This window comes from Pseudomonas benzenivorans, assembly GCF_033547155.1.
GTDB classification, from domain to species: Bacteria; Pseudomonadota; Gammaproteobacteria; order Pseudomonadales; family Pseudomonadaceae; genus Aquipseudomonas; species Aquipseudomonas benzenivorans_B.
Genome location: NZ_CP137892.1, coordinates 4,325,018 through 4,349,770, shown reverse-complemented (window position 1 = coordinate 4,349,770; position 24,753 = coordinate 4,325,018). Strand labels below are relative to the sequence as shown.

Annotated in this window: 19 protein-coding genes; 12 read left to right on the top strand and 7 right to left on the bottom strand. The window is 67.3% G+C overall.

Features of this window, described 5'->3' with window-relative positions; all coding sequences use genetic code 11:
- Positions 1-85 precede the first annotated feature (85 nt).
- Complete coding sequence (gabT, locus tag SBP02_RS20085) at positions 86-1,366, top strand: 4-aminobutyrate--2-oxoglutarate transaminase (RefSeq protein WP_318644163.1); 1,281 nt, start codon at positions 86-88, stop codon at positions 1,364-1,366.
- A 104-nt stretch (positions 1,367-1,470) separates the two neighbouring features.
- On the opposite strand, the gene pdxR is transcribed toward gabT, so the two are convergent.
- Entirely contained in the window at positions 1,471-2,892 is a 1,422-nt protein-coding gene (gene pdxR, locus SBP02_RS20080; protein ID WP_318644162.1) for a MocR-like pyridoxine biosynthesis transcription factor PdxR, read from the bottom strand.
- A gap of 113 nt (positions 2,893-3,005) precedes the next feature.
- On the opposite strand from pdxR, the gene SBP02_RS20075 reads away from it, so the two are divergent.
- Positions 3,006-3,443 carry a carboxymuconolactone decarboxylase family protein gene (locus tag SBP02_RS20075; RefSeq protein WP_318644161.1) on the top strand — a complete coding sequence of 146 codons (438 nt, stop codon included), beginning with the start codon at positions 3,006-3,008 and terminating at the stop codon, positions 3,441-3,443.
- 133 nt (positions 3,444-3,576) lie between these two features.
- Here SBP02_RS20075 and SBP02_RS20070 read toward each other — a convergent pair whose 3' ends face one another.
- On the bottom strand, positions 3,577-4,011 hold the full coding sequence (locus tag SBP02_RS20070) for a hypothetical protein (RefSeq protein WP_318644160.1): 435 nt from the start codon (positions 4,009-4,011) through the stop codon (positions 3,577-3,579).
- Positions 4,012-4,159: 148 nt separating this feature from the next.
- On the opposite strand from SBP02_RS20070, the gene arsS reads away from it, so the two are divergent.
- The 9 genes from arsS (at position 4,160) to SBP02_RS20025 (ending at position 16,552) form a co-directional block, all read left to right on the top strand.
- On the top strand, positions 4,160-5,128 hold the full coding sequence (gene arsS, locus SBP02_RS20065) for an arsenosugar biosynthesis radical SAM (seleno)protein ArsS (protein WP_318646388.1): 969 nt from the start codon (positions 4,160-4,162) through the stop codon (positions 5,126-5,128).
- A gap of 10 nt (positions 5,129-5,138) precedes the next feature.
- Positions 5,139-6,518 carry a sodium:solute symporter family transporter gene (locus tag SBP02_RS20060; protein WP_318644159.1) on the top strand — a complete coding sequence of 460 codons (1,380 nt, stop codon included), beginning with the start codon at positions 5,139-5,141 and terminating at the stop codon, positions 6,516-6,518.
- Between the two features lie 85 nt (positions 6,519-6,603).
- Positions 6,604-7,569, top strand: coding sequence for a hypothetical protein (locus tag SBP02_RS20055; RefSeq protein ID WP_318644158.1), 966 nt, complete (start codon positions 6,604-6,606; stop codon positions 7,567-7,569).
- The gene (locus tag SBP02_RS20050; protein ID WP_318644157.1) at positions 7,566-9,707 is read left to right on the top strand and encodes an FAD-dependent oxidoreductase; all 2,142 of its coding nucleotides are present in this window, start codon (positions 7,566-7,568) and stop codon (positions 9,705-9,707) included. Before SBP02_RS20055 ends, SBP02_RS20050 begins: the two co-directional genes overlap by 4 nt.
- Positions 9,704-10,438 (top strand): DUF3047 domain-containing protein, encoded by a 735-nt coding sequence (locus tag SBP02_RS20045; protein ID WP_318644156.1) that lies wholly within the window; start codon positions 9,704-9,706, stop codon positions 10,436-10,438. The genes SBP02_RS20050 and SBP02_RS20045 overlap by 4 nt, the downstream gene beginning before the upstream one ends.
- A 72-nt stretch (positions 10,439-10,510) precedes the next feature.
- Positions 10,511-11,587 (top strand): FAD-dependent oxidoreductase, encoded by a 1,077-nt coding sequence (locus SBP02_RS20040; RefSeq protein WP_318644155.1) that lies wholly within the window; start codon positions 10,511-10,513, stop codon positions 11,585-11,587.
- A gap of 39 nt (positions 11,588-11,626) precedes the next feature.
- Positions 11,627-13,279: a methyl-accepting chemotaxis protein gene (locus SBP02_RS20035; RefSeq protein ID WP_404824348.1), complete on the top strand. Its 1,653-nt coding sequence runs from the start codon at positions 11,627-11,629 to the stop codon at positions 13,277-13,279.
- A 472-nt stretch (positions 13,280-13,751) separates the two neighbouring features.
- Complete coding sequence (locus SBP02_RS20030; protein ID WP_318644153.1) at positions 13,752-15,128, top strand: glutamine synthetase family protein; 1,377 nt, start codon at positions 13,752-13,754, stop codon at positions 15,126-15,128.
- Positions 15,129-15,238: 110 nt separating this feature from the next.
- On the top strand, positions 15,239-16,552 hold the full coding sequence (locus SBP02_RS20025) for an NAD(P)/FAD-dependent oxidoreductase (protein ID WP_318644152.1): 1,314 nt from the start codon (positions 15,239-15,241) through the stop codon (positions 16,550-16,552).
- A gap of 371 nt (positions 16,553-16,923) precedes the next feature.
- Here the strand turns inward: SBP02_RS20025 and SBP02_RS20020 are convergent, their stop codons facing one another.
- The 3 genes from SBP02_RS20020 to SBP02_RS20010 are packed head-to-tail and all read right to left on the bottom strand — an operon-like array spanning position 16,924 to position 20,769.
- Positions 16,924-18,714: an ADP-ribosylglycohydrolase family protein gene (locus SBP02_RS20020; RefSeq protein ID WP_318644151.1), complete on the bottom strand. Its 1,791-nt coding sequence runs from the start codon at positions 18,712-18,714 to the stop codon at positions 16,924-16,926.
- Positions 18,715-18,721: 7 nt separating this feature from the next.
- Complete coding sequence (locus tag SBP02_RS20015) at positions 18,722-19,363, bottom strand: DarT ssDNA thymidine ADP-ribosyltransferase family protein (RefSeq protein ID WP_318644150.1); 642 nt, start codon at positions 19,361-19,363, stop codon at positions 18,722-18,724.
- The gene (locus SBP02_RS20010) at positions 19,360-20,769 is read right to left on the bottom strand and encodes a UvrD-helicase domain-containing protein (RefSeq protein WP_318644149.1); all 1,410 of its coding nucleotides are present in this window, start codon (positions 20,767-20,769) and stop codon (positions 19,360-19,362) included. Before SBP02_RS20010 ends, SBP02_RS20015 begins: the two co-directional genes overlap by 4 nt.
- Positions 20,770-21,063: 294 nt before the next feature.
- On the opposite strand from SBP02_RS20010, the gene SBP02_RS20005 reads away from it, so the two are divergent.
- Positions 21,064-21,917 (top strand): IS5 family transposase gene (locus SBP02_RS20005; protein ID WP_318643868.1). Its coding sequence is split into 2 segments (ribosomal slippage): positions 21,064-21,406 and positions 21,406-21,917, totalling 855 coding nucleotides; the frame shifts between segments, so codons are not numbered across the junction.
- Between the two features lie 35 nt (positions 21,918-21,952).
- Here the strand turns inward: SBP02_RS20005 and SBP02_RS20000 are convergent.
- Positions 21,953-23,959 (bottom strand): alkaline phosphatase D family protein, encoded by a 2,007-nt coding sequence (locus tag SBP02_RS20000; protein ID WP_318644148.1) that lies wholly within the window; start codon positions 23,957-23,959, stop codon positions 21,953-21,955.
- Positions 23,960-24,051: 92 nt separating this feature from the next.
- A complete protein-coding gene (locus SBP02_RS19995; protein WP_318644147.1) occupies positions 24,052-24,729 on the bottom strand; it encodes a Crp/Fnr family transcriptional regulator in 678 nt (225 codons plus the stop codon).
- Positions 24,730-24,753: the final 24 nt, after the last annotated feature.

Here is a 24,753-nt window from a genome sequence, read left to right as displayed (position 1 = left end):
TCGATCATCGTATGCTGCTGCGGCCCTGACCCGGTCGTTTCATCCTTGAACCACGCCGCACGATGAGCGGCGAATGAGGAACGCCATGAGCAAGACCAACGAATCCCTGATGCAACGCCGCACCGCCGCCGTACCCCGCGGCGTGGGCCAGATCCACCCGATCTTCGCCGACCGCGCGGAGAACGCCACGGTCACCGACGTCGAGGGCCGCGAGTTCATCGACTTCGCCGGCGGCATCGCCGTGCTCAACACCGGCCACCTGCATCCCAAGATCATCGCCGCGGTGCAGGAGCAGCTGACCAAGCTCAGCCACACCTGCTTCCAGGTGCTGGCCTACGAGCCCTATGTCGAGGTCTGCGAGCAGGTCGCCGCGCGGGTGCCGGGGGACTTCGCCAAGAAGACCCTGCTGGTCACCACCGGCTCCGAGGCGGTGGAGAACGCGGTGAAGATCGCCCGCGCCGCCACCGGCCGCGCCGGGGTGATCGCCTTCACCGGCGGCTACCACGGCCGCACCATGATGACCCTGAGCCTGACCGGCAAGGTCGCGCCCTATTCGGCCGGCATGGGCCTGATGCCCGGCGGCGTGTACCGCGCCCAGTATCCCTGCGAACTGCATGGCGTCAGCGTCGACGACGCCATGGCCAGCATCGAGCGCATCTTCAAGAACGATGCCGAACCCCGCGACATCGCCGCGATCATCATCGAGCCGGTGCAGGGCGAGGGCGGCTTCTACGTCGCGCCCAAGCCCTTTATGCAGCGCCTGCGCGCCCTGTGCGACCAGCACGGCATCCTGCTGATCGCCGACGAGGTGCAGACCGGCGCCGGCCGTACCGGCACCTTCTTCGCCATGGAGCAGATGGGCGTGGCCGCCGACCTGACCACCTTCGCCAAGTCCATCGCCGGCGGCTTCCCCCTGGCCGGGGTGTGCGGCAAGGCCGAGTACATGGATGCCATCGCCCCCGGTGGCCTGGGCGGCACCTATGCCGGCAGCCCCATCGCCTGCGCCGCCGCCCTGGCGGTGATGCAGGTGTTCGACGAAGAGAACCTGCTGGAGCGCTCCAAGGCGGTCGGCGAGCGCCTGGTCAGCGGCCTGAAGGAGATCCAGGCCAAGCACAAGACCATCGGCGACGTGCGCGCCCTGGGCTCGATGATCGCGGTGGAGCTGTTCGAGGACGGCGATCTGCACAAGCCCAACGCCGCCCTGACCGGGCAGATCGTCGCCAAGGCGCGCGACAAGGGGCTGATCCTGCTGTCCTGCGGCACCTACGGCAACGTGCTGCGCGTGCTGGTGCCGGTCACCGCGCCGGATGCCCAGCTGGACAAGGGCCTGGCGATCATCGCCGAGTGCTTCGACGAACTCGCCTGAATCTCACCAGACCAGGCGTTTCTTGGACCCGCTTCGGCGGGTCTTTTTTTGCCCGCAATGAGCCCAGGGGCCGGTGAACGCCGGTGCTGCGCGGCATGGCGCATTCAATGCTGGCGTAACAGCTCGTGCAGAATATCCAGCGCCGGGTCGATGTCCTGCGCTTCGATGGCGCCGAAGCCGAACAGCAGCCCCGGCATGCCGGGACCCTCGGCGTAGAAGGGGGCGAGGTCGAGCAGCAGCACGCCGCGCTCGGCCAGCTGTGCGCACAGCCGGGTGCAGTCCAGCGGCTGGCGCAGGCGTGCGGCCAGGTGTATGCCGGCCACTGCCGGCAAGGCCTCCAGCCAGGGCGCCAGATCGCCCGCGAGCCGGCGCAGCAGCAGCTGACGCCGCCGGGCGTACTCGCGCTGCAGGCGCCGCGTGTGCTGGGCGAAGGCGCCGCTGCCGATGAAGTGCGCCAGCGCCAGCTGTTGCAGGCTCTCGCTGTGCTGGTCGGCCAGTTGCTTGGCGACCGTGAGTTCGCCGCGCAGGGCGGCGGGCATCAACAGGTAGCCCAGGCGCAACTCGGGGAACAGGGTCTTGGAGAAGGTGCCGATATAGGCGACGCGGCCTTCGCGGTCGAGGCTCTGCAGAGACTCCAGTGGCCTCCCGTCGAAGCGGTACTCGCCGTCGTAGTCGTCTTCGATGATCAGCGCCTGGCGACGGCGCGCCCACTCCAGCAGCGCCAGGCGGCGGGGCAGGCTCATCGGCTGGCCCAGCGGAAACTGGTGCGAAGGCGTCACGTAGACCAGCTTGGCCTGCTCCGGCAGGCAGTCCACGCGCAGCCCTTCGCGGTCCACCGGTACACCGAGCACGCGGGCGCCGGCGGCCTCGAAGGCCAGGCGGGCGGGTGGATAGCCGGGTTCCTCGACGACGGCCAGGTCGCCCGGCGTCAGCATCACCCGCGCCAGCAGGTCGATGGCCTGCTGCGCGCCCTGGCTGACCAGGATGTCCTGCCAGTGGCAGCGCACCGCCCGGTTGATTGCCAGGTAGCGCGAGATCGCCAGGCGCAGCTCCGGGTTGCCGAGGGCCTCGGCATAGAAGGCCGGGCTGCGCGCCTGCAAGCGCAGGGCGCGCTGCAGACAGGTGCGCCAGGCGTCGAAGGGGAAGCGGCGCTTATCGGGGGTGCCGCCGGCGAAGCTGTAGCGGGCCGGCCGATGCGCGGGCATGCGCCAGCCGGCGGCGATGGCTCGCCAGCGCGGGTTGGCCTGCAGGGCCGCCGTCGGCATGGGTGGGTGCTCGACCGGCGCCAGCTGGCTGCTGACATAGGTGCCGCTGCCGACCCTGGCCTGCAGAAAGCCCTCGGCGACCAGCCGCTCGTAGGCCTCGCCGACGGTCTTGCGCGACACCGCCAGGCGTTCGGCGAGAAAGCGCATCGATGGCAGACGATCGCCCGCCGCCAGGCGGCCGTCGAGTATGGCCGCGCGCAGCTGCCGGTAGAGCTGGCCGGCGAGGTCCTGGCGGCCGTCAAGGGCGAGGTGCAGTTCCACGGAAATGGCTACCTGAAAAATCTAATAATTGGCTATTCGTCGGGGCCAAAGCGCGACTTAGAGTAACGCCATGGTTCGCAAGGGGCGAGCCCAGGAACGAAGAGGAATAGACCATGAGCGCCCGTATCGACTGGTACAAGCAGTCCCCGGCGGCCTACGAAGCGATGCTCGGCCTGGAGCGGGCCCTGGAGACGTCCGGCCTGGAATTGTCCCTGCTGGAACTGCTGCGCCTGCGCGCCTCGCAGCTCAACGGCTGCGCCTTTTGCGTGAACATGCATGGCAATGACGCGCGCCGCGCCGGGGAAACCGAGCAGCGCCTGCAGTGCCTGAGCGTGTGGCGCGACACCGGCTTCTTCACGCCGCGCGAGCGCGCCGCCCTGGCCTGGACCGAGAGCCTGACGCTGCTGGCCGAGCAGGGGGCACCGCAGGCGCAGTTCGAGGCCCTGCGCGAGCACTTTACCGATAAGGAAGTGGTCGACCTGACCCTGGCCATCGGCACCATCAATGCCTGGAACCGCTTCGGGGTGGGCTTTGCCCTGGCGCCCGAATAAGGCATGCGTCACGCCGCGGCTGTCGACGCGCTGCTCTGCGGCCGCGCAGAGCGGGACCCGCTACGGCGGGTCTTTTTTATCCCTTGCCCGCCTGGTCGATGGGCCCCGAGCTGCTGCTGCGCCTGCCGCCGGCCTAGGGCCGGCCTGGCACGGGCTGGCCGAACAGGCTGCGGGCGAAGACCAGGGTGCCGACGCCCCAGGCGCCGTTGAGCAGGAAGCCGATCAGGAAGCGCCCCGGCAGCTGGCGCAGATCGAAGCCCAGGCCCTTGAGCGGAAACACCAGCAGCAGCGCCACGCCGGTCAGGGCGATGCCGCCGAACAGCAGGGCCTTGAGCCAGGGCTGCGGCGTTCCCGGCTGCCAGCGCAGCAGGCCGAGCATCAGCATGCCCCAGACACCGCCCCAGAATGCCGCCGACAGCCAGGCCGGCAGCCCCAGTGGCCAGGTGGCCTGGACGCTGAACGGGGCGAACGGCACCACGCCGTGGGCGTGCAGCAGGCCCAGCAGTGGCTGGTGGAAGCAGGGCACGGCGAGGAAACCGGCGAGAAAGAACAGGCTCAGGCGTCCCATGGACGACCTCCTTGGCGAGTGGCCGGCTCAATGCTGCCCGTTAGTACAATCCTCGTATAACAAAGCAGCGTGACCGGGGCGGCTTGTAACAAAAGCGCCGGAGCCTCCTCTATAGTTCATATTTGCCAAGGAGTTACCCGTGCGCGCCATGCTCCCCCTGCTGGACCGGCTGGCCTTTCCGGCGATCCGCCGCGGCCATCTGGAGGCCCTGCAGATCAACCTGACCTACCGCTGCAACCAGCGCTGCCTGCATTGCCACGTCAATGCCGGGCCGACCCGCAGCGAGGCGATGACCGACGAGAGCCTGGCGCTGCTGCACCGGGTCATCGACGCCCACCCGGTGCATACCCTGGACCTCACCGGCGGCGCCCCGGAGATGCACCCGCGCTTTCGCGAGATCGTCACCCATGCGCGTCGCGAGGGCCTGCGGGTGATCGACCGCTGCAACCTGACCATCCTGAGCGAGCCGGGCTACGAGGACCTCGCCGCGTTCCTCGCCGAGCAGGGCGTGGAAGTCACCGCCTCGCTGCCCTGCTACTCGCGGGACAACGTCGACAAGCAGCGCGGCGACGGCGTGTTCGACGCCAGCATCGCAGGCCTGAAGCAGCTCAACGCCCTGGGCTACGGCCAGGACGGCAGCGGGCTGCTCCTCAACCTCGTCTACAACCCCCAGGGGCCAAGCCTGCCGCCACCCCAGGCGGCGCTGGAGGCCGACTACAAGCGCCACCTGCTGGAGGACTTCGGCATCCACTTCAACCACCTGCTGTGCATCACCAACCAGCCGATCGCCCGCTTCGGCAGCACCCTGGTCAGCAAGGGCCAGTTCAACGCCTACATGCAGCTGCTGCGCGACAGCTACCGCCCGGAAAACCTCGGCACGGTGATGTGCCGCAGCCTGGTCAGCGTCGACTGGCAGGGCTACCTCTACGACTGCGACTTCAACCAGATGCTCGAGCTGCCGCTGCAGCTGCAGGACCGGTTGATCGGCCGCGAGCGCGCCCACCTGCGCGACCTGCTGGACGGCTCGCTGGACGGCAACCCGATCGTCACCCGCGACCACTGTTTCGCCTGCACCGCCGGCCAGGGCTCGAGCTGCGGCGGCGCCCTCGACTCTTAAGGACTGACACATGGACGGAAACAGCGTGATCGGGCTGTTCTTCTGGGGCTTTCTGCTGGCCTACGGGGTGCTGATGCTGGCCCTGGCGCCGCGGGCCGTGACCCTCGGCGGCTTCTTCAACGGCGAGGACGGCCAGGGCCGCAGCGCGGCGCCCTGGCTGCTGACCTCGAGCATCTTCATCAGCTGGATCTTCGCCAAATCGGTGACCAACGCCGCCAACCTGGGGGCCAGCTACGGCCTGGTCGGCGGCCTGGCCTACGCCACCTACTGGCTGTCGATCCCACTCACCGGCCTGGTGATCTACCGCCTGCGTCGGCGCTTCGCCGCCAGCGGCCTGGTCAGTTTTCTCAGCAGCCACTACGGCCGCGGCGCCGCCCTGGCCTTCTCCGCGGCCATCCTGATTCGCCTGTTCAACGAGGTGTGGAGCAACACCGCGGTGGTCGGCGGCTACTACGGCGACTCCGGCAGCGCCGAGTTCATCGGCGCCGCCCTGCTGTTCACCGCCGTGACCCTGGCCTACAGCCTGCGCGGTGGCCTGCGCAGCTCGATCCTCACCGACGCGGCGCAGGCGGCGATCTTCCTCGTCGCCCTGGTCTGGGTGCTGGGCCTGGTGCTGCCGCAGCATTCGCCGGCCGAGCTGGCCAGCACCAGCCACTGGGCCCTGGACGCCGGCGTCGACCTGCTGCTGGTCGCCGGCCTGCAGATCTTCAGCTACGGCTTCCACGACCCGGTGCTGACCGACCGTGGCTTCATCAGCGAGGAGCGCACCATGCGCCGCTCCTTTATCGTCGCCGGGGTGCTGGGCTTCTTCGCCATCCTCGCCTTCAGCCTGATCGGCGTACATGCCCAGCTGAGCGGCATCGCCGCCTCGGACAACGTGCCGGCGGCCCTGGCCAAGAGCCTGGGCATCGGCGCGCTGCTGGTGATGACCGTGGTGATGGTCTCGGCCGCCGGCTCGACCCTGGACTCGACCTTCTCCAGCCTGGCCAAGCTGGCCGGGCGCGAGCTGCCGCTGCTGGCCGGCCGCGACCTGGGACAGAAGGCCATCGGCGTGGGCATGGCGGTGATGGTGCTGTTCGCCCTGCTCGGCAACCTGCCGATGATCGCCGGCACCGACATCCTCAAGGCCACCACCATCAGCGGCACCATGGTCATCGGCCTGGCGCCGGTGTTCATCCTCCACGGCCTGGTGCGCCCGACCCGGCTGGGCTTCCACCTGAGCTTCTGGACCGGCCTGGGCCTGGGCCTGGCCCTGACCCTGGGCTGGATTCCCCAGGCTTGGGCCATAGGCGAGGGCAAGTACGCCCTGCTGCTGGGTACCAACCTCTACGGCCTGCTGCTGTGCACCCTGGGCTATCTGCTGCCGGGCCTGATGCGAGGGCGCAGCTGATGCGGCTGGGCAACTCCATGCTCTACGGCCTCGGCCTGTGTGTGCTGGGCTATCTGCTGCCCGGCTGGTGGCGGGGGCGCGGTTGATGCGCGCCGGGCGCGACTGCCCGCTGGACTACCGCCTGCCGCGCGAGGCCTTCGCCGGCGCGCCGCTGTTCGAGTGCGACAGCCTCTATGTGGTCGGCGGCCTGTACGGCAACCGCCAGGCCCTGGCCGCCCTGCAGCGCCTGCTGGCCGACGAGCCGGGGGCGCGGGCGGTGTTCAACGGCGATGCCCACTGGTTCGACCGCGAGCCGGCGCTGTTTCGGGTCGTGGAACAGGGCCTGGCCGGCCATCTGGCCCTGCGCGGCAACGTCGAGACCGAGCTGGGTCGCGGCGCCGACAGCGGCGCCGGTTGCGGCTGCGCCTACCCGATGAGCGTGGATGACGCCGTGGTGGCGCGCTCCAACGCCATCCAGCGCACCCTGCAGGAAACCGTGCAGGGCCTGCCGGGAATGGCCGCACGTCTGGCGGCACGGCCGCCCTGTGTGCTGGTCGGTGTCGGCGGCCGGCGCGTGGCCATCAGCCACGGCGACGAGCGTTCCCTGGCCGGTTGGGATTGCGCCCGTGAGGCCCTGGCCGAACCGGCGCGCCGGCAGCAGCTGGATGCCTGGTTCGCCGCCAGCGGGGTGCAGGTGCTGGCGACCAGTCACACCTGCGCCGCGGTGGCCCTCGACCTGGCCAACGGCGCGCTGATCAACAACGGCGCCGCCGGCCTGCCGAACTTCGCCGACGGTCGTTACGGCCTGCTCAGCCGCATCGCCACCCGCCCGCATCCGCAGGCGCTGTACCGCTGCGAGCGTGATGGCCTGTTTATCGAGGCGCTGGCGCTGCACTATGACCACGACGCCTTTGTCGCCGAGTTCGACCGCCAGTGGCCGGCGGGCAGCCCGGCGGCGCTGTCCTATCGCGCGCGGGTGCTGGGCGTCGGCCTGGAGCCGCCCGCGGCGGCCCTGCTCGGCGGCTTCTCCCCGTGTCACCGTTCCTGCGCACTGGAGGCGCCGAATCCATGAACCCGCGTAAATTATTGCTGGTCGCGGTCATCCTCGGCCTGATCGCCGCGTTCTTCGCCTTCGACCTCGGCCAGTACCTCAGCCTGGAGGCGCTCAAGGCCCAGCAGGCGGCGCTGAATGCCCAGGTCGCGGCCAGTCCCTGGCAGGCCGCCGGGCTGTTCTTCCTCGCCTATGTCGCGGTCACCGCCCTGTCGCTGCCCGGCGCGGCGCTGATGACCCTGCTGGCCGGCGCCCTGTTCGGCCTGTTGCAGGGGTTCATCCTGGTGTCCTTCGCCTCCACCCTGGGCGCCAGCCTGGCCATGCTCAGCAGCCGCTTCGTGCTGCGCGACTGGGTGCAGGGTCGCTTCGGCCGGCGCCTGGCCAGCATCGACGCCGGCATCGAGCGCGAGGGGCCCTTCTACCTGTTCGCCCTGCGCCTGGTGCCGCTGTTCCCGTTCTTCCTGATCAACCTGGCCATGGGCCTGACCCGCCTGCCGCTGCGCACCTTCTGGTGGGTCAGCCAGGTCGGCATGCTGCCGGGCACCCTGGTTTACGTGAACGCCGGCCGCGAACTGGGCCAGCTCGAGACCCTGGGCGGCATCCTCTCGCCGGGGCTGCTCGGCGCCTTCGTCCTGCTCGGCCTGTTCCCGCTGCTGGCGCGCAAGCTGCTGGAGCTGCTCGAGGCGCGCCGGGTCTACGCCGGCTGGAAAAAGCCCAAGCGTTTCCAGCGCAACCTGCTGGTGATCGGCGCCGGCGCCGGCGGCCTGGTCAGCGCCTATATCGCCGCCGCGGTGAAGGCCAGGGTCGGCCTGGTGGAGAAGCACCAGATGGGCGGCGACTGCCTGAACACTGGCTGCGTGCCGTCCAAGGCGCTGCTGCGTTCGGCCAAGCTGGCCCACGAGTTGCGGAAGGGCGAGGCCCTGGGCCTGCGCGGGGTGAGCGGCGAGGTGGATTTCGCCGCGGTGATGCAGCGCGTGCAGCGGGTCATAGGCGACATCGCCCCGCACGACTCGGTGGAGCGTTACACCGGCCTGGGGGTCGAGGTGATCGAGGGCGAGGCGAGGATCACCTCGCCCTGGACGGTGGAGGTGGGCGGCGAGACCCTGAGCAGCCGCAACCTGATCATCGCCGCCGGGGCGCGTCCGCTGGTGCCGAAGATCCCCGGCCTGGAGCAGGTGCAGGCCTACACCTCCGACAGCATCTGGACCCTGCGCGAGCGACCGCGTTGGCTGCTGGTGCTGGGCGGCGGGCCGATCGGCTGCGAGCTGGCCCAGGCCTTCCAGCGCCTCGGCAGCCAGGTGATCCAGGTGGAGATGGCCGAGCGCCTGCTGCCGCGCGAGGACGACGACGCCAGCGCGGCGCTGCTGGCCAGCCTGCAGGCCGATGGCGTCGACGTGCGCCTGCAGCACCAGGCCGAGCGCTTCGAGCTGGTCGACGGCGAGCAGCGCATGGTGGCCCGCCGCCTGGACACCGGCGAGCAGGTGACCATCGCCTTCGACTGCCTGCTGCTGGCCCTCGGCCGGGTGGCCAACGTCAGCGGCTACGGGGTCGAGGAACTGGGCCTGAGGCTGCGCGACAACGGCACCCTGGAGACCGACGAGTACCTGGCCACGCGCTTTCCCAACATCTACGCGGTGGGCGATGTCACCGGCCCCTACCAGTTCACCCATGTCGCCGCGCACCAGGCCTGGTACGCCGCGGTCAACGCGCTGTTCGGCCCCTTCAAGCGCTTCAAGGCGGACTACCGGGTGATCCCCTATTGCACCTTCACCGCGCCGGAAGTGGCGCGGGTGGGTCTCTCCGAGGGCGAGGCGCGGCAGCAGGGGGTGGCCTACGAGGTCACCCGCTATGGCATCGACGACCTCGACCGGGCCATCGCCGACGAGGCCGCTCACGGCTTCGTCAAGGTGCTCACCGCGCCGGGCAAGGACCGCATCCTCGGCGTCAGCATCGTCGGCGAGCAGGCCGGCGAACTGCTGGCCGAATACGTGCTGGCGATGAAGCACGAGCTCGGCCTGAACAAGATCCTCGGCACCATCCACAGCTACCCGACCCTGGCCGAGGCCAACAAGTACGCGGCCGGCGAGTGGAAGCGCGCCCATGCGCCCCAGGCCCTGCTGCGCTGGGTCGAGCGTTTCCACGGCTGGAGACGGGGATGAGCCGGGCCCTGCTGCTGGCCCTGGCCCTGCTGCCGCTGCTGGCCGTCGCGGACGAGGATGGCGCCGCGGGCAATCGCCTGACGCCCTGGACGGCCGGCCCGCCGGCGGCCGAGTGGTCGCCGCCCTGGCGGGTGGCCGACATTCCCAAGCTCAAGGCGCCGACCCGCAGCCTGGTCGAGCGGGACGGTCGCCTGGTGCTGCACATCGACGCCGATGCCGCCGCCGGCGGCCTGTTGCACCCGCTCGATCTGCCCGGCGACCGGCCCTGGCAGCTGAGCTGGCAGTGGCGCAGCGAGCGGCGCCTGGAGCAGGCGCGCTTCGCCACCCGCGAGGGCGACGACTATGCCGCGCGGGTCTATGTGCTGCTCGACTATCCGCTGGCCAGCCTGCCGTTCCTGACCCGGCAGAAGCTGCGCCTGGCGCGCACCTTCTACGACCCCAGCCTGCCGGCGGCGACCCTCAGCTACGTCTGGGACAACCGCCAGGCGCCCGGCAGCCACGCCCGCAGCGCCTACACCGAGCAGGTCGAGATGCGCGTGCTGCGTGGGCCCGAGGCGCCGCTCGGGCAGTGGCTGAGCGAGCGCCGCGACCTGCGCGCCGATGCCATCGCCGCCTTCGGCAGCGCGCCGTCGCGCATCCTCGGGGTGGTGTTCGCCGCCGACAGCGACAACACCGGCGAGCGGGCGCAGAGCTACTTCGCCGATCCCCGCCTGCAGCCCGCCGCGCCTTGATTGAGCCTTGCGCCACGGCGCCTGCTGCCGCCATCCTCTGCGCCTGGCCAGCCTTGAAGAACCGATAGCGCGATGAACCACTATGACCTGATCCTGCTCGGCGCCGGCCATGCTCACCTCGGCGTGTTGCGCCGCTGGGCCCTGGTCGAGCGCCCGCCGGGGCGCATCGCCCTGCTCAGCGCCGGCCCGCAGGCCTGGTACTCGGGCATGCTGCCGGGGCTGCTGGCCGGGCGCTTCGCCGCCGAGGACTGCCGCATCGAGCTGGACCCGCTGTGCCGCGCGGCCAAGGTCGAGCTGCTGATCGGCCAGGCCGTGGGCCTGGAGCCGGCGCAGCGTCAGGTGCGCCTGGCCGACGGCCGGGAACTGAGCGGACGCTGGCTGTCGCTGAACCTCGGCGCCGAGGTCGCCTGTCCGCCGCAACGGGGCGCGGCCATGCAGGTGCTGGCGGTCAAGCCCTTCGCCGATTTCCTCGCCGGCTGGCACGCCTGGCAGGCCGAGCCGCAGCCGCTGGCGATCCTCGGCGGCGGCGCGGCGGGGGTCGAACTGGCCCTGGCCCTGGCCGGTCAGGTGCCGGAGTTGTCGCTGTTCTGCGCCGGCCAGCTGCTCGACGGGCATAACGCCGGGCTGCACCTGCGCGCCTGGGGGCACCTGCGCCAGCGCCGGGTGAGGGTGCGCGAATACTGTCCGGTCAGCCTGATCGACGGCGAGCGCCTGCTCAGCGGCGCGGAGCCGGTCTGGCGCGGCTCCCGCCTGCTTCTGGCCAGCGGCGCCCGGGCCTTGCCCTGGCTGGCCCGCAGCGGCCTGGATTGCGACGAGGGCGGCTTCGTGCGCATCGGCGCGACCCTGCAGAGCCAGTCCCATGCCGCCATCTTCGCCGTCGGCGACTGCGCCAGTCTGCCCGGCGCACGCAAGAGCGGGGTCTACGCGGTGCGCCAGGGGCCGGTGCTGGCGGCCAATCTCGCCGCCGCACTGCGTGGCCAGCCGCTGCGCCCCTACCGGCCGCAGCGGCACAGCCTGGCGCTGCTCGCCACCGGCGATGGCGGGGCCCTGCTGGGCTGGCGCCAGTGGAGTGCCGGCGGCCGCTTCTGCGGGCGCTGGAAGGACTATCTGGACCAGGGCTTTATCCGCCGCCATAGCCTGCCGGGCTAGGCCGCGACGAAACGCCAACACCCTCTAGACCAAAGTGCGATGGTCGCGCCTGGCCGACCGTGCTCGAATCGTTGCGCCCGGGGGCCTCGTCGCCGGCATCGCAGAACGATAAGCACGGGGTTTGCCATGAGTAATGCCGCCATTCGCCAGTCGCGCACCTGTCTGCTGCACGCCCTCGGCCTGATCGCCTCGCTGTGGCTCGCCGAGCGGCTGCAGTTGGCGCCCTACGCCGCCGTGCCGCTGCTCCTAGGCGCCGCCCTCTGGCCCTGGCTGGGAGCCTGGCGGCGCCAGGACAGCACCGCCACGGCGGACGAGGGGCCCGGCGGCTTCGCCGAGCTGAGCCGCACGCTGTCCCGGCACACCTGCCATAACGCCCTGTCCGCCGCCCAGGTGGCCCATGCCGTGCAACAGCTGGCGGCCAAGCTGCAGTCGCAGCTCGGCGCCATCGCACAGGTCAGCCAGGGCGCCGAGGCCATCACCCTCACCGAGCAGGACAGCGCGCGGCGCGCCGAGCAGACCTTGGCGGCGGCGCAGACCGTGCGGCAGAACAGCGCCAGCGGCCAGCAGGCGGTGCAGCAGGCCATCGCCCGCATGCAGCAGCTCAGCGCCCAGACCGCCGCCAGCCGCGAGCTGATCGACGGCCTGGGAGCGCGCACCGAGCAGATCGAGCAGGTCACCCAGGTGATCCAGTCGATCGCCAGCCAGACCAACCTGCTGGCCCTCAACGCGGCCATCGAAGCGGCCCGCGCCGGCGAGCAGGGCCGCGGCTTCGCGGTGGTCGCCGACGAGGTGCGCCACCTCGCCGCACGCACCGCCAGCGCCACCGAGGAGGTCGGCCAGATGGTCGCCGACATCCGCCAGCAGAGCGCCGCGGTGGTCAGCCATATCCAGCACCAGGCCCGCGAGCTGGAACAGGCCGCCGGCCAGGTCGAGCAGACCGGTACGCAGCTGCACGGCATCGCTGACCTGGCCCAGGACGTGGAGCGCCAGGTGGCGCAGATCAGCGCCGGCACGGCGAACAATCACGAGCGCCTGGCCAGCCTGGCCGTCGCCGTCGAGCAGCTGCGCGGCGACGTGCGCGCCAGCGAGGGCCAGACCCGCCAGCTCGGCGACTCGGCGGCGCAGCTGGTCGGCCAGGCCGAGGCGGTCAGCGAGAAGCTCGCCGAGGTGAGCCTGGACGACTATCACCAGCGCGTCTATGACCTGGCCCGCGAGGGCGCGGCCAGCATTGCCGCGCAGTTCGAGCAGGACATCGAGGCCGGCCGCACCAGCCTGGCCGACCTGTTCGACCGCCAGTACCAGCCGATTCCGAACAGCTTCCCGGCCAAGTTCAAGACCCGCTTCGACGGCTATGCCGACCAGGTCCTGCCGGCCATCCAGGAGCCCTTGCTCAAGCGCCACGAGGGCCTGGTGTTCGCCATCGCCAGCACGCCGCAAGGCTATGTGCCGACCCACAACAACGCCTTCAACCATGCGCCGACCGGCGACCGCGCGGTGGATACGCTCAGGAGCCGCAGCAAGCGCCTGTTCGACGACCGCACCGGGCTGCGTTGCGGCAGTCATCAGCAGGCGCTGCTGCTGCAGACCTATATGCGCGATACCGGCGAGCTGATGCACGACCTGTCGGTGCCGATCTGGGTCCAGGGCCGCCACTGGGGTGGCCTGCGTCTGGGTTACAAGCCGGAGCCCTAGGTTCTGTACGAGAAGTGCCCGCGCTCGCTGCTGCTGCGTGAAAACCGCCCGCCTGACCGTCCCTCGACGACTCTTCGTCCAGAACCCAGGCGGGGGAGGCTGCCGGCAAATGTTTAGCCGATTGCGATCCGAGCGTGTGAATAATCCGATTTAAAGCCCGCCCGGCGTCGTGCGAGGCTGTTCGCCATGACTTCGTCACCCGCGTTTTTCGCCCCGTTCCGTGACTGCCCGCGCCTGCGGGAGGGCCAGCGCCTCGGCGCCGAGCGGGCCAATTCGAGGCTGCCGGCGATACTCGCCTTCTGGGCGCTGTGGCACTGCCGCCATGCGCGCCCACCGGATGCCGCTCTCCTAAGTCGTCCATGACCTCGGCCGCTCAGCGGCGGCCGCTTCATCCGTCTCGCCCGTCCTGCGCCTGCCCAGCAGCGTCGCGGTGCGGGCACCGCGCCCGTCGGGCGCTTACGAGAGTCCCCCCATGTCATTCGCTGCCGTGCAAGAGGCCGAGGCATTCCTCGCCCATCACCCCGATATCGAACTGTTCGAGCTGTTCATCCTCGACGCCAATGGCGTGCCCCGCGGCAAGCTGCTGCACCGCGAGGAGCTGCTCGCGGTGTACCGCAGCGGCCGGCCGCTGCCCAGCACCATCCTCGGCCTGAGCATCCACGGCGAGGATGTCGAAGACACCGGCCTGGTCTGGGAGGTCGGCGACATCGACTGCCGCGCCTATCCGCTGGCCGGCAGCCTGGTGCGCCTGCCCTGGCGCCAGGTGCCCACCGCCGCGCTGCAGGTCGGCATGCACCCCGAAGAAGGCCTGCCGGCCACCGTGGCCGACCCGCGTCATGTGCTGGTGCAGGTGATCGAGCGCCTCGAGGCCGCGGGCTATCACCCGGTGATGGCCTGCGAGCTGGAGTTCTATCTGCTCGACCGGCAGCGCGATGCCCAGGGTCGCCCGCAGCCTGCGCGGGATGCCGACGGCGGCCGGCCGCGCAGCACCCAGGTCTACGGCCTGCGCGAACTGGAGCAGCTCGAACCCTTCCTCGCCGACCTCTACGCCGCCTGCAAGGCCCAGGGCATTCCGGCGCGCACGGCGATCTCCGAGTACGCCCCCGGCCAGGTGGAAATCACCCTGGAGCACGGTCCGGCGCTGGCCGCCATGGACCAGGCGGTGCGTTACAAGCGCCTGGTCAAGGGCGTGGCGCACCGGCACGGGATGCAGGCCTGCTTCATGGCCAAGCCCTTCGATCACCTGGCCGGCACCGGCATGCACATGCACGTCAGCCTGGCCGATGCCCGGGGCGCCAACCTGTTCGCCGGCCCGCCGGACGACCTCGACGGTCCGGCCGGCAGCCTGCTCAAGCAAGCCCTGGGCGGCCTGCTCGAGAATCTGCTGGATTCGCTGCTGCTGTTCTGCCCCAACGCCAACTCCTACCGGCGCTTCCAGGCCAACAGCTACGCGCCCCTGGCTTTGAGCTGGGGCATCGACAACCGCACCGTGAGCCTGCGCGTACCGGGCGGGCCGGCCGCCAGCCGGCATATCGAGCACCGCATCTGCGGCGCCGACGCCAACCCCTACCTGGCCGCCGCGGCGATTCTCGCCGCCATCCACCACGGCATCTGCGCGCGGCTCGACCCGGGCGCGCCGGTCGAGGGCAACGGCTACGCCCAGGCCAAGGAGTTGCTGCCGACCGACTGGCTGACCTCCATCCAGGCCCTGGAGCGTTCGGCCTGGGCCCGCGAGGCCCTGGGCGTCGAATTCCTGCGGGTCTACCTGGCCATCAAGCGCGCCGAGTACCGCCAGTTCATGGGCGAGGTCGGCGAGCAGGACTGGCGCTGGTACCTGAGCAACGCCTGAGGCGAATCGCGCGGCGTCGGGCGGCCAGCCTACGCCCGACCCCAATATTTCCGGGCCGCGCCTGGCGCGGCCCCACGGCGGCGCGGCCGCCCGACGACAAGGACCAGACCATGAATGCCATCACCCCTCCCGTAACCCCGGCCGCCGAGCGCTGCCCGTCCTACTACAGCGCCACGCTCAACCAGGAAACCCAGTACCCGACCCTGCAGGGCCGCCACCGCGTCGATGTGGTGATCATCGGCGGCGGCTTCACCGGCGTGGCCAGCGCCGTCGAGCTGGCCGAGCGCGGCCTCAAGGTGGCCGTGGTCGAGGCGAAGAAGATCGGCTGGGGCGCCACCGGGCGCAACGGCGGCCAGGTCACCGGCAGCCTGTCCGGCGACGCCGCCATGCGCAAGCAGATGCGCAACAGCCTGGGCGCGGAAGTCGACGACTTCATCTGGCGGCTGCGCTGGCGCGGCCACGACATCATCGAGAACCGCGTGGCGACGTACGGCATCGCCTGCGACCTCAAGCACGGCCACCTGCACGCGGCGATGAAGCCCAGCCACATGGCCGAGCTGGAAGACGCCTACGAGGAGGCCGTGCGCCGCGGCATGGGCGCGGAGGTCAGCCTGCTGGACGGCGCCGGCGTGCGCGAACAGCTGGGTAGCGAGCTGTACTGCGGGGCGATCAGGAACGACCGCAACCTGCACCTGCACCCGCTCAACCTGTGCATCGGCGAGGCCCGCGCGGCCGAGGGCCTGGGTGCGCTGATCTTCGAACACTCCGAGGTGCTGGAGATCGTCCATGGCGCCAACCCGGCGGTGATCACCGCCGACGGACGCATCGACGCCGACCAGGTGCTGCTGGCCGGCGACGTCTACCACAAGCTGGAACCGCAGAAACTCAAGGGCCTGATCTTCCCGGCCATGGGCGGCATCGTCACCACCGCGCCGCTGGGCGAGCTGGCCAAGGCGATCAACCCCCGGGACCTGGCGGTCTACGACTGCCGCTTCGTCCTCGACTACCACCGCCTGACCGCCGACGGCCGCCTGCTGTTCGGTGGCGGCGCCAACTACTCGGGGCGCGACTCGCGGGACATCGCCGCCGAGCTGCGCCCGGCCATCGAGCGCACCTTCCCGGCCCTCAAGGGCGTGGCCATCGACTTCCAGTGGAGCTGCGCCATGGGCATCGTGATGAACCGCATCCCGCAGCTCGGCAAGCTCTCGGACAACGTCTGGTACTGCCAGGGCTACTCCGGCCACGGCATCGCCACCAGCCACGTCATGGGCGAGATCATGGCCGAGGCCCTGACCGGCACCCTCGGCCGCTTCGACACCTTCGCCGCCTGCCGGCAGATCAAGGTGCCCCTGGGCGAGCAGCTGGGCAACCCGATGCTGGCGGTCGGCATGTGGTACTACCAGTTGCTGGAGAAGCTGCGCTGAGTCGTGCGCCGAAGGTGCAGGGTGGTTTGCCTGGGCCGGGCCGATAGGCGCCGGGGGGGAGTGGCGACTATCGGCCGATTCTGTTGAAAAAGTCCCTTCGAGATTTCCGCCCATAAAAGTGCGTTGCCTACGCTGAAATCTGAGCCATTTCCGAGGCAGAACTGCCTTGGATTTCACATAGCAACGCGCAAATCAGCCGCATTTGGGACTATGGACAGGCGACTCTGGCCAAAACCGACTTTTTCAACAGAATCCGGTCAAAGCGGCCATTCGACAATGGTGCTTCTGGCTCATTTCGGTCGCTCGAAAAGCTGGTGGACAAGAAAGCGTTGTCCACCAGCGGTCATCCAGGCTACCTCGCTGTCGAAGATTCATCCATTGCGGGACTTGTACTTCAAGCGTGCCGCCCGCGCCTTTACCACAACGGCGCTATAGGCAATGGACAGTTCTATGGCATTTGGTTGTTCGGCCAACAACAGGATGTGACGGCCAATGGTCTGCGGGTCGAAGCCCCGAATTGCTTCGTTGGTCAACTTGTCCAGATCGATCGGCGTCGAAGCCTGGCTTTCTGATGGGGCTTGAGCAGCTGCGGATAGGGCATGATGCTCAACTAGGCTTTCGAATTTGCTCGGCTGTGTTGATAAAGAAGCTAGCTCACCGGAGGTGCTTTCAATATTCGACTGCTCAGCATCGTCTGAGGTCGTTTTGCTGGTGGCGTGCGCATCTGCATTGCGAGCAGTTTTTCGCTCTCTATTTTCTATGGTCTGGTCAAAGAGATCAGGAGTGTCCAGCTTTTCAGAAGGGAACTCTTTTCGTTGCTGTGCTTGTGTGAGCAAATCCGTCCGTAAACGGCTGAGAATGGTCTGGCCTGTGGACAGAAGAAACCATTGCCAACTTGTGCCTTTCTGACCAGTAAATGGGGCTTCAAGGGGGGTAACGTCGCCGAGTCCATCGATGTGGAGCCGATTGTCCTTGATCCCCAAAATGTCGACCATGGTACGAGGTGGCTGCCAGTAGAGAAGGTCAGGATAGCTGAAACTGTAGGTGTTTTTCCCTTGGCTGACGTCGTATAGCCGTTCCGCTTCATCACGGATGTAAATGTGATCTTGAATAGGTCCGAGGTAGCTTGCATCAGGATAAGCAGCCCCGATGAGCGCGCCAGCCATTGTTCCGATCGTATCTGTGTCACTGTCTAGAAGGTTCGCAACGATCTGAATGCTTTCTTGCGCACCTGCTTTGGGAGATATCCACGCTGCGACGTTGGCAAACAGAGCGCATTTAAGTCCAGACCCACGCTCCTCGGCGCTCAGGCCGTTTTGCGCTTTGACAACTTCTTCATAAGTCGCCGAATAATCGTGTGGACGCCGGGTGTGTAGTATTGACGCGACACTCCGTGAGGCGTCTTCCCATTCACGTGCAACGGTATCAACTGCATCTTCAAGAGTTTGCCGGCTCTTCTGCGTCCACGTAGGTACCCAAAAAGTCATCAACTCGTTGTCGCCAGCGATCATTTTTGGAATCGCGCGGATGTCATTGGCCAATGCTGGCCATTGATCGGGGGGCAAGGGTTTTCCGGTGTCAAAGGCATGAGCAAGGCTGACGGCATGAATAACCGCGCCCGCGATACCTCGCATATGCCCATGAGTGCAAAGCGCATTGCGGATGACGTCGGGGATGTAAGATGCCTTGTCCGCCAGATTGCTGGCGGCCCATACGTGCGGCTGTATGCGCATTGCTGCGCCATTGCCTCCGCCGTTTTCATAATTGGTGAAAAAGTTGCTAAACCAGTTATTACTGCGGTTGCACAATGCTGCTGCGGCTGCCTTGCTGCCACGGCCTGCTCCCAACGCATAGGCTTGCCACACGGTGAGCTCGATCTTAGCGAATGACTCCACATCGAAATAACCATTGCCGCGTATGGCCCTGCTGGTCGCTAACCGCAGTTGGGTATCATCCGAATAGGCGCCGGCAGGCAGGGATACGGTTGCACCGAATCGTCCACCCACAATACGCTTCCACGGTTCTGTCCGAGTAATAGTGGAATGCCCTAGGCGCTGTTGAACAGTCCTATCGGATGCAAGCTCTGTGGGAAACCCTAGCGCATCTGCATAGGCCGACCACAGCGCGGAGGAAATAGTACGTTTCAGCCTAAGGTCTGACATTGGGTTTTCACCTGATTTCTACGAACAGGTCGGGGTTGACCACGACCGTCACTTCTCTATGGCCAACAGCAGACATCTGCGCAGCCAATTCATCACTCTCGGATTCAGTTCTGACGTAGATTCGCTGCAAGTATTCCGTGGATACGCCGACAGGGTAAAGCACTTCCGCCTGTGGGCAGGTTGTCCGGTTCGCGGGCTGATTTGGCGAGCGCCGCGCCATCTTTCCGTCCCAGAGTGTTACAGGGTTCTGGAACGCGGCCTCCAGTCCATCTGGCCCTTGTCCACGCCTGACGCCGGTGTAGATGTTATTGGTCGTTGTGAACCAGACACCTTCATGACTCAGGATCTGTGGCGAGAAATCCAGAATGCACCAGAAAAATCCCCGCTCCCTGTGCCAATTATTGGAGGCTGTTCTGAAGAATTCGGAGTTGATATGAGTGATCGATAGATTCGCGTAGTCAAGCCAGTCCGCATCCTTGCCTCGATAGGCGGCGTTGGGCTGAAAGATATGCTTCAATTGAGCATCTACATTGAGCCGTTGCCGGGACTGTAAAGCGCCAGTCGCGAACACACCTAACGAGCCTCGGTTCGTAGTGAAATGAACGATCGATTCGATAGCCCGACTCGCGACAACCCTCTCTACGCTCATACGTCAACTCCTTGGTATAGCCCCTCTCCGAAAAACCGGATGATGTCGGGGGCGTCATTCCTTTTAAAGCCGATAATCACGCTCTTTCTGGCACGACCTACCCCCATCGCGATCAGCCGGCGCAATCTTGCAGATGGCTCATAATCCTCAGCGTCGTCATCCGGGGGGCGTACGTCGACGATACTTCCATCCAGACCGAGCATGATGATGTGGTCGAACTCAAGACCTTTACTTGAGTGAAGTGTGCACAGCGCAATGTTCTGACTGCCCTGTGGCCAATCTGGTGTTCCTGTCAGTGATACCCAAGGCATTTCGAGGCGATCAAGTTCTGGGGTCAAATCTCTGAACCACCCCTTGGGATGTAGAAACGCTACCGAGTCTAGTGTCAGATCCACATTTTCCTGGATGTAGCTCAAGGCAAAACGAACCTGATTCTGGTATGGCCCAGTCAACACACACGGCAATTCCCCCTCAGAAATTGCACTGTCGTAATTGGGCATAGTCCCGTTGTCATCCAGTGCTAACCCTTCGAGCAGTGCAGCCGCAAAGCGAGCGATCTGCTTCGTGTTTCTGTAGTTCGTCTGAAGAGTACTGCTTCTCCCAGAGGTGACAGTGACGCCTACCTCAGGCCAGATGAAGTTTCGGGCATATATTTTCTGCGCGCTGTCCAGAACGAAGGTGGTCGACGCATGCTCAGCGCGCTGGTTCAGTACCGCCCGAACCTCATTGGCAGAAAAATCCTGGCTCTCGTCAACGACAATGACTGAATACTCACGCACCTGTTCACTAGCAAGCTGAATTGCGAGGTCATTCCAGTCTAGGAGCTGGTTGTTTCGCTTGAGCTGGATGTAAGGGCGGATGACGGTGTCAAGTAAGAGCTGCCTGGTTGACCGCTCCATTCGAGGCGCGATGCCACGACCGTCCCGGCGTGCGCCTAAATATTCGTCAAGATCATCCGGTAGAAATCGGCCAAGCACGTATGAGGCTTCTTCTACGACAAATTGAGAGTCCAGCCTCATAGCACCAGAGAAGCTTCTCAGGGCCTGCATCGATTCCTCAATACCCATGATCATGAATCTTGGTGGGACAAGGCTCCTTGCCCAAGAGTTAAAGGTCTGAATTTCCAGGTGGATGAGAGGCTCTTCGTGCAGCTGCTGTTGCGTGAGTTCGTTGATGTAGCCGCGCAAAGTGCGATTGTACGTCAGCACCAAGACACTCACTGGGTCAGGGTTGTCCTGACGCCGAGCTCGATTGATAAAAAACGCGGCCAGAGATCGAAGTTTGAGAAGTGCGGTAGTGGTTTTCCCGCTACCCGCTGCCCCACGAATGATCTCCACTCCAGGACCGTTGCGTGAGAACAGAGCCAACTGCTCGGCAGTCGGTGTCACATCAATTAGTGCCTTCATTACGCCTTCCCTGGTTAGATGTGCGCCGATCCTAGCATGCCATAGTGGCTTTGCGCCGGTAGTGCTCGATCTGCCTCGGTTTCGATCCCCTTCTGTGTAACAGCCAGCACAGACATGCCTTCGGCTCGAAGTAGGGAGCAATCGGGGACAGATCACGAACTTGTTGGTTTTCACCGGCCGCTTCGGGTCGATCTCTGCCTTTGCTTCCTGGCCGCACTTATTGCCATGCCCCTTAGGTTCTGTACGAAAAGTCGGTGCAGGTAGAATCATCGCCATGATTGGCTGGAGGCCCACATGGCAAGGCGCTACGAACTCCCGGATGCGGCCTGGGAGTTGATCAAGGATCTGGTTTCCCCGGAACAGAAGATGGGCCGGCCTCGCAGTGATGATCGGCTGGTGCTCAACGGCATCTTCTGGATCCTCTGCTCGGGAGCCGCCTGGCGTGATCTGCCGGAACGTTTCGGCCCGTGGTCAACGGTGTATCAACGGTTCCGTGACTGGCGAGACGATGGCACGTTTGAGCGAGTACTTGAGCGATTGCACGTCCGGTTGAATCAGGAAGGCCTGATTGATTTGGATACGTGGATGATCGACTCCACCGCGGTGCGCGCAACCCGAGCCTCTTCTGGCGCCGGGAAAAAGGGGGGCCAGAAGAACCGGTAGACCATGCCTTGGGACGTAGCCGAGGCGGCCTGACTACCAAGATTCACCTGATCTGCGATGCCAATGGGATACCTCTTCGCTTCATGCTGACACCGGGGCAAGCCAGCGACATTGCACATGCTCAGCCGCTCTTGGAGCAGGTGCGTATCCCCGGAAAGTCGGGACGGCCTCGCAAGCGTTGTCGTTGGTTACTGGCCGACAAAGGTTACGACGCCGAGCATCTGCGCCAGTACTGCGACCGCTACCGCATGCAGCCAGTGATTCCGCAGCGCACCATGAAGCGCAAACCCAAGCCAGGACTACCTCGGCTATTTGATCGCCCGAAATACCGGCAACGGAACATCATCGAGCGGATGTTTGGCTGGCTGAAAGAGAGCCGGAGAATCGGCACCCGCTACGACAAGCTCGCCAGAAGTTTTGGCGCGATGGTCACGCTGGCTTGCACGCTGCGATGCCTACGGCAGTACTTTTCGTACAGAACCTAACAGGCCGTGCCACTTCGCCCCTATAAATGGCCGGTCTAGCGCGCGGACTTGTCGCCGGCCGCCAGCGTGCGGCCGGCCTGCGCCTGCTGGGCCGCGCGCTGGGCGGCGTCGCGATCCTCGACGAAGCCGACCGGCGCCGAGCCGTCGGCGTTGTGCTGGAGAATCTCGCTCGGCCGGCCGCGCTCGTCGAAACGCACCTGGCCCAGGCCCGCGCCGTTCCACAGGCGCTCGCCGGCTTTGCTGCGGCTGGGGATCAGTGGCACCACCTGCATGCGCCGGCGCTTGGTCAGCCAGTTGAGCGGCGAGCGCGGCGAGTAGAGCCAGCGGTTGAGGCGGTCGAACCAGTCCAGCAGGCGCCGCGGGAACTCGTTCTTCAGGCCGCTGCTGGTGATCTGCCAGATCTGCGGGGCGCTCTTGCGGTGGCGGATCAGCACCCGGTAGACGAAGGAGTAGTGCACGTCGCCGGACAGCACCACGTAGCAACCCGGGGTGCGCGAGTGGCGGAAGATGTTGAGGATCACCCGGGCGGCGCCGCGATGGGCCATCCAGTTCTCCGCATCGACCAGCAGCGGGTAGCCGCACCAGGTGAAGAGCCGCTGCACCGCCTCGATCAGCTTGACCCCGAAGATCGGCGCCGGCGACACGATGATCGCCGCCGGGTGGTCGAGCAGCGCCTGCTGCAGCTCGCACAGGCCCTCCCAGTCGAGCAGCCCGGACGGCCGCTGGGGGTGGCGCTCGCTGCGCCAGCGCCGGGTGCGGGTGTCCAGCACCAGCAGCGCCGGCTCGGTCGGCAGCACGTAGTGCCAGTGGTGGAAGTGCAGCAGGCGGTCGATCAGGGCGTCCTGGGCGGCGCCGTCCAGCTGGTTGCGCCCGTCGCGTCCGGCGGCCATGGCCTGGAATTGCTCCAGCGCATCGGCGAACACGTCCGGGTCGTTGCCCCAGCCCTGGCACAGCAGGTAGCCGATCAGGGCGTTGCCGATGATGCGCCGGGAGAAGGGGTGGCCGTAGGCGGTTTCCTCCCACTGCGCCGAGAGGTTCCAGTCGTCGGTGACGTCGTGGTCGTCGAAGATCATCAGGGTCGGCAGGTGGGCCAGGGCGCGGGCGACGCCGCCGAGGCCGTCGCGGAACGCCTCGATACGGCCCCGCTCGTCCTCGTAGCGCCGCGCCCGCTCGGCATCCAGGGCCGGCCGGCCGCTGCCGAGCAGGGTCCAGGGCGTCGGCGACCAGGCCAGCAGGTACATGGCCAGCACCTCGGCCAGGGTCACCAGGTGGTTGTCGGCGCTGCTGGTGGTGAAGATCGGCTTCCTGACCCCGCCGAAGAAGCGCTCGCGCAGGCCGACGTTGCTCTGCAGTTCCGGCAGCAGTTCGCTGCGTTGGTAGTAGCCGACCGCATGGCCGTAGAGGGCGTCGCTGTCGTCGACCAGGGCGCCTTCCAGGCGTTCGCCGAACAGCCCCAGGCGCGCGATCAGCTGGTGGATGGCGCACAGCATGGGCCCGGCGACGTCGTCGGCGTAGATCTGGTCGCCGCTCATCAGCAGCAGCGCCGGGCGCTGTTCGGGCGCCGGCTGCTCGGCCAGCAGGCGGTCGGCGCACAGCAGGCCGTCGGCCGCGGCGTGGTGCGGCTTGCGGCAGGAGCCGTGGAGCAAATGGTCGAGGCGCGTACGCAGGACGAAGTTCGGCTGTTCGGTGCCGTCGTACAGCAGGTGCGGCGCCCACTCGGCGATGCCCTGCGCGGGCCCGTCGCCTTCGATCAGCAGGTCGTAGTCGATCCGCACGTCCTGCGGCAGCGGCGCGTTGAGGCGCAGGTCGATCAGGTGGACGAAGGCGTGCTCGCCGACCTGCAGCACCCGGCAGTGGCGTTCGTCCAACGGGTAGTCGCTTTGCTCCGCGCCGCCATGGCACAGGCACAGGCGCAGCGACAGCGCCCGCGAGCCGACCAGCCAGAGCACCAGGCGCTGGGGCTCCAGGCGGCGCAGCAGGGGGCCGGCCAGCACCGCCGGCAAGGCGTTGGAGGGGGCGGCGCTGGGCGGCTGTGTCGGCATCGGGCTGGGGCTCCTGGGGGAATGGGGATAGACCATGGCCCGGGGCGGGCGTTCGCTCCGGCATTGTTTCCGCTTGTGGCAGCGCCCGCGGCTCAGCGCGCCGCCTGGCGCAGGCGCGGCAGGTCGAGCAGCTCGATCTCGCCGTAGCTCAGGCGCAGGATGCCCTGGGCCTCCAGCTCCTTGAGGATCTGGTTGGTGGTCTGCCGCGAGATCGCCAGCATCAGGGCCAGCTGCTCCTGGGCCAGGTGGATGACCCGACGTGGCTCGCCCTCGCCGTAATTCTCGGCGATCAGCAGCAGGCGTCGGGCCAGGCGCGGCGCGGCCGGCAGCAGGCTCATCTCCTCCAGGGCGATAAACGCCAGGCGCAGCTTCTGGCTCATCAGCAGGGCGAAGTCGCGCCAGTAGCGCGGCTCGCGTTCGAGCAGGGCCAGCAGCTCGGCCTGGGGCACCAGCAACAGGGTGCTGGGGCACTCGGCGAAGGCGTCGTGGGTACGCGGCTGGCCGTCGAACAGGGAGATCTCGCCGAACCAGTAGGGCGGCTCGATCAGGGTCAGCAGCGCCTCCTTGCCGTCGGGGCTGACCGCGCCGACGCGCATGGCCCCTTCCAGCACCGCGTACAGCCCGCTGGGCGGGTCTCCGCGGCGGAACAGGCGCTGCCCGGCCTCCAGGCGCTGCTCCCGGGCGGCGGCCAGCAGGGCCTGCTGCAGGGCCTCGGGCAGGGCGGCGAACCAGTGGCCGCCCCGCAGGCGGGCGCGCTGGGCATCGTTCATCGGCGATCTCCGTTGATTTGTCGG

Excerpts from the sequence above, each read along its gene's own strand:
- SBP02_RS20045 (WP_318644156.1), top strand. The coding sequence starts at position 9,704 with ATGAGCCGGGCCCTGCTGCTGGCCCTGGCCCTGCTGCCGCTGCTGGCC.
- SBP02_RS20050 (WP_318644157.1), top strand. The coding sequence starts at position 7,566 with ATGAACCCGCGTAAATTATTGCTGGTCGCGGTCATCCTCGGCCTGATC.
- arsS (WP_318646388.1), top strand. The coding sequence starts at position 4,160 with ATGCTCCCCCTGCTGGACCGGCTGGCCTTTCCGGCGATCCGCCGCGGC.
- SBP02_RS20040 (WP_318644155.1), top strand. The coding sequence starts at position 10,511 with ATGAACCACTATGACCTGATCCTGCTCGGCGCCGGCCATGCTCACCTC.
- SBP02_RS20025 (WP_318644152.1), top strand. The coding sequence starts at position 15,239 with ATGAATGCCATCACCCCTCCCGTAACCCCGGCCGCCGAGCGCTGCCCG.
- SBP02_RS20055 (WP_318644158.1), top strand. The coding sequence starts at position 6,604 with ATGCGCGCCGGGCGCGACTGCCCGCTGGACTACCGCCTGCCGCGCGAG.
- SBP02_RS20015 (WP_318644150.1), bottom strand. The coding sequence starts at position 19,363 with ATGAGCGTAGAGAGGGTTGTCGCGAGTCGGGCTATCGAATCGATCGTT.
- SBP02_RS20000 (WP_318644148.1), bottom strand. The coding sequence starts at position 23,959 with ATGCCGACACAGCCGCCCAGCGCCGCCCCCTCCAACGCCTTGCCGGCG.
- SBP02_RS20060 (WP_318644159.1), top strand. The coding sequence starts at position 5,139 with ATGGACGGAAACAGCGTGATCGGGCTGTTCTTCTGGGGCTTTCTGCTG.
- SBP02_RS20020 (WP_318644151.1), bottom strand. The coding sequence starts at position 18,714 with ATGTCAGACCTTAGGCTGAAACGTACTATTTCCTCCGCGCTGTGGTCG.
- SBP02_RS19995 (WP_318644147.1), bottom strand. The coding sequence starts at position 24,729 with ATGAACGATGCCCAGCGCGCCCGCCTGCGGGGCGGCCACTGGTTCGCC.
- SBP02_RS20070 (WP_318644160.1), bottom strand. The coding sequence starts at position 4,011 with ATGGGACGCCTGAGCCTGTTCTTTCTCGCCGGTTTCCTCGCCGTGCCC.
- SBP02_RS20010 (WP_318644149.1), bottom strand. The coding sequence starts at position 20,769 with ATGAAGGCACTAATTGATGTGACACCGACTGCCGAGCAGTTGGCTCTG.
- SBP02_RS20030 (WP_318644153.1), top strand. The coding sequence starts at position 13,752 with ATGTCATTCGCTGCCGTGCAAGAGGCCGAGGCATTCCTCGCCCATCAC.
- gabT (WP_318644163.1), top strand. The coding sequence starts at position 86 with ATGAGCAAGACCAACGAATCCCTGATGCAACGCCGCACCGCCGCCGTA.
- SBP02_RS20075 (WP_318644161.1), top strand. The coding sequence starts at position 3,006 with ATGAGCGCCCGTATCGACTGGTACAAGCAGTCCCCGGCGGCCTACGAA.
- SBP02_RS20035 (WP_404824348.1), top strand. The coding sequence starts at position 11,627 with ATGGTCGCGCCTGGCCGACCGTGCTCGAATCGTTGCGCCCGGGGGCCT.